4 protein-coding genes and 1 pseudogene are annotated in these 3,838 nt (G+C 58.9%); 1 reads left to right on the plus strand and 4 read right to left on the minus strand.

Annotated elements, in window-relative coordinates:
- Positions 1-309 (plus strand): annotated as a pseudogene (locus ACYP5B_RS37635) (IS5/IS1182 family transposase); the annotation flags it as partial.
- Between the two features lie 274 nt (positions 310-583).
- Here ACYP5B_RS37635 and ACYP5B_RS37640 read toward each other — a convergent pair.
- The 4 genes from ACYP5B_RS37640 to ACYP5B_RS37655 all read right to left on the minus strand — a co-directional run.
- Positions 584-1,303, minus strand: coding sequence for a hypothetical protein (locus ACYP5B_RS37640; protein ID WP_459572972.1), 720 nt, complete (start codon positions 1,301-1,303; stop codon positions 584-586).
- A 17-nt stretch (positions 1,304-1,320) separates the two neighbouring features.
- Positions 1,321-2,469, minus strand: coding sequence for an MFS transporter (locus tag ACYP5B_RS37645; protein ID WP_459572969.1), 1,149 nt, complete (start codon positions 2,467-2,469; stop codon positions 1,321-1,323).
- Between the two features lie 140 nt (positions 2,470-2,609).
- Positions 2,610-3,368, minus strand: a complete 759-nt coding sequence (locus ACYP5B_RS37650; protein ID WP_459572970.1) for an SDR family oxidoreductase — start codon at positions 3,366-3,368, stop codon at positions 2,610-2,612.
- A gap of 94 nt (positions 3,369-3,462) precedes the next feature.
- The coding region (locus ACYP5B_RS37655; protein WP_459572971.1) for a response regulator transcription factor at positions 3,463-3,838 on the minus strand (376 nt) is incomplete at its 5' end.

Consider the following 3,838-nt stretch of genomic DNA (forward strand, 5'->3'; position numbering starts at 1 on the left):
TATGACGCGGCCGAGTTCATTGAGGCTTGCCTTGAGATGAGGGTCACGCCCCACGTGGCGCAAAACACCTCCGGGCGACGCTCGGCGGTTCCGGATAAGATCGCCTGCAGCGGGGGTTATGCCATTTCGCAGCAAAAGCGCAAGCTGATCGAACAAGGCTTTGGCTGGGCCAAGACCGTGGGGGCGCGCATGCGTCAGGTGATGGTGCGCGGACCGAAGAAAGTTGACCAGACGTTTGTGTTGAGCATGGCCGCGTACAACTTGGTGCGCATGCGCTCGCTGGGAGAAATCCGCCCGCAGTTGCAGTAATCGCGGTAATGAGGCCAGAAACGGGCATCAAATCATCAAAAAATCGATGAAATGACGCGCAGCTTCCGGATTGTGAAAATAGGGGGCGCATCAGCCATGAAGCGGGAAGTCTTGCCGCTTTTGCGGTTAGTACTTCTGCAGCCTGTTAGAGAAGCCGCAGGCTAGGAAAAATGAGTCGATTGAGCGCAATGGAGAGCGTGTTGGCGTGCATTCTGGGGGCAAAGATATGGCTAGAATGCCGCGACATACTTCCTCGCGCTGCGTAACTCCTTCTTCAGCTAAGGGTAATGTTGTTGACATCAATCGAGACGACCAGCGGCTCCGGGATCGCTTGACCGTCGGGCAGGCGCGGATAGATACGACGTCTTGTCGGGAAGCGGATGCCTGAAACCGTGATGTAGTCGCCGACGTAATGCGCTCCGGCTGTATTGCCGGCGATCTCCACGTCATAGTCGAGGCGGCGTACTAGATTGTCGGAATCAACGTAGATTGCCTGTGCATTGCTGAAGACCTCTAGCGAATCTGGGTAGCGCACCTCGATCTTGCGCCACGTTTCGCCGCGCTCTGTCCATGTCCCAGCGTCCTCGCACACTACACCGTCCCATGCGAGCAAGAATGGTGTATTCAGGTAGGTCCACATCGCACAGCCAGCGAAGAAGGCTAGCTGCAGGGGATCCCAAGGGGTTTCCAGCTTGTGTCCTTCGAACGAGGTGCGGGGCTGCATACGCTCTTGCAGAACTTGGTTGGCCGCATCTAGTAGAGCGATTCGGCGTCCCATAAAGTCACTCCTGCTCGCGAGCGTTCCGAACGGTTCGTGTGATGCCCATTGCCTGTCGGTACTTACTGTGACCGTAGTCGTGTCGAGTACACCGGGTTGGGATTTGATAGCCCATAGTGCCCCACCTTGGCTCAAGTCGGCCTGGACCTTTGTAAATTTCCGCCATTGGGTGATGCCCCCGTGGGCGTCGATGATGGCTTTCGCGATGCTGTTCATAGAATGGACCTTTTTCATTACCTAGCCTGTGCCACATGGCGATTGAGAATAAGGGCGACCATCTCACACGCGCCGGCGAATAGGCCAATGCCCCAGATTGCCTCAGTCGCCAGAATCGCCGCACCTATCGCGCTGCCAATGGAAAAGCCGAAGTACATGGTCGACGTGTTTAAGGCCAGCGAGAGCGGTGCCTGGGACGGGCTGCCGGCTGCCATCAGGCGCGACATCTGTGCCGGGAAGAACGCCCAGACGGCGAAGCCCCATACCGCGATCGCCGCCAGGACTGGTAACAGCGCCGGGCCCGCCGAATGCGTGGAGGCCGACAAGGCGAGCGCCCAGAATGAAAGTGCCAGGGCGAAAAGCGAGTAGCGCGCCACCCGGCTCGAGCCAAACTTGTCCGTCAGCGTCCCTCCCGCCGTAACACCCACTGCCGCCGCCAGGCCCCACATCGAAACAGTCGCATTGATGCCAACTGCGTCGAATTCAAGCACGCGAGAGAGGTAGGCTGCGATATAGGGATATGCAGCATAGGCACCAATGGACCAGAATAGGCTCACCGAAAGCAATCGGACGACGGCAGGCTGACGGGCGATTGAGAGCCGTTGCGATAGCGTTGCCACAGGAATGCCAGCACCGGCATCCCGGGCGACGCCGACGAGAATCCCTGCAATCGCCGTCAGGCTCATCGCGCCGACCGCCAGAAAGGTGGCACGCCAGCCGAAGGCATGTCCCACTACGCCGCCAAGAGGCAAGCCCAGCGCGATCGCCAGTGTCATACCCCCGCTCACAATGGCCAACGCCCGGCCTCGCTTGCTAGCAGATACGATCGCACCGGCAAGGGCGTTGGCGTTCGGCACATATAGACCAGAAGCAACGGCCATCATCACGCGTGCGGTCATCAGCAGCCCGAAGCTGGGCGACCAGGCGGCCAGCAGGTTTCCTCCGCCAAAGATGGTCATGGCGAACAGCAGTACGCTGCGACGCCGTAATCGCGCCGTCATGACCGTCGCGACAGGTGAACTCACGGCCATGGTCAGTGTGAATACCACGACGAGCAGTGCGATATGTGGCACGGTCATCCCGAAATCGGCTGCCATCGTAGATAGCAGAGGCGCAATCATGAATCCCTCGGTGCCAATCGCAAACGTGCCGAGCGCCAGAAACAAGGCGGGTACAAGCGAGTCGTTGCGTTCGGGGGCGGGTACCGCGGAGGCCGCGGGTGCCGTTACCGCACGGCTATTGTGTGACACAGATCTTCTCCTGCGCGTGGTCACTGGCACTCCGGGCCGGGGCGCCAGGCTTCTCGTTAAACCGGGATGGGGTTATCGGCGATGTACTGGTTGAAGTCGTGAACCAACTGATGCTCGCCGAGTCCCGGGTTATCGCGCATGGCGCGAATGGACTCGACAAACACCTCATGCTCTTCGGTCCCGAGGCCGCGCATGGTTTCTTCGATAAACGCGTCCAGGGGCATGGCACGCGGATCGCCGCTCTTCTTGACGAGGTCGGTGTCGACCCAAGGCGGTGCGATCTCCTGGACTGTCACGTTGGTCGCGCGGAGCATGAAGCGCTGCGACAGGGCATAAGAGTGCAGTGCCGCTTTCGATGCGGAATAGACTGCATTAGTGGCGATCGGGACATACGCCAGCACCGACGTGTTGTAGATAATCGTCGAGCGAGGTTGACCCTTCAGATGCTCGACGAGCTCCGATGTCATGCGGATCGGGCCCAAGAGGTTGGTGTCGAGGATGCTGCGAGACGCGGCGTCCTCGACGGGAGTCGACGCGTCGTCAAACGGCATGATGCCCGCGTTGTTGATTAGAACGTTCAGCGTGGGATAGTCCGAGATCAAGTCCTTCGCCACGCGCGCGATGTCGGCAGCCTCGGAAATATCGAGTTCAACGCCATCGATGCCGGGATACTCCGCGGAGATCTGCCGCAGAAGTGCTTTGCGGCGTCCAGCAATGATGACCTTGTTTCCCAAGGCATGAAAGGCCTTCGCCAATCCCAGGCCAATGCCCGACGTCCCGCCCGTAATAAAGATGGTGTTCCCGGTGAGTTGCATTACCACATCCTTTCGTTAGAAGAGAAAGCGCTTGCCTCAGTGCTTCAGACCACAGCGCCACTTGCCCTCTAATGTGGTGGAAACCCATGCGGTTTCACATGTCATTAATCCGTCGATTCGGGACAAAATGATTGGGGAGACGATCATCACTGTCCGGTGTGAGGCCGATTAGGTCGGCTTTGCGCACAATGTCGGCTAGGGAGGTTGCCCTCATCTTTCGCATCGCCGCAGCGCGGTGTACCTTGACGGTGATATCGCTGATGCCCAGTTCGGCTGCAATCTGCTTGTTCATCGCACCGCGGACTACATGAACTAGCACTTCGCGCTCCCTGGTCGTGAGCGATTGGTAGGCAACGAGCAATTCAGTGCGCAATCGCTCTGCACTCAGTCGAACTCCATCCTTGGCGATTGCGACTGTAACCGACTCGATCACCTGATGATCGGAAAGCGGCTTGAGCAGAAAGTCCGAA

The organism is Cupriavidus sp. 8B (assembly GCF_054589115.1).

Coding starts and splice junctions, on each gene's coding strand:
- ACYP5B_RS37650 (WP_459572970.1), bottom strand. CDS start 3,368: ATGCAACTCACCGGGAACACCATCTTTATTACGGGCGGGACGTCGGGC.
- ACYP5B_RS37640 (WP_459572972.1), bottom strand. CDS start 1,303: ATGAACAGCATCGCGAAAGCCATCATCGACGCCCACGGGGGCATCACC.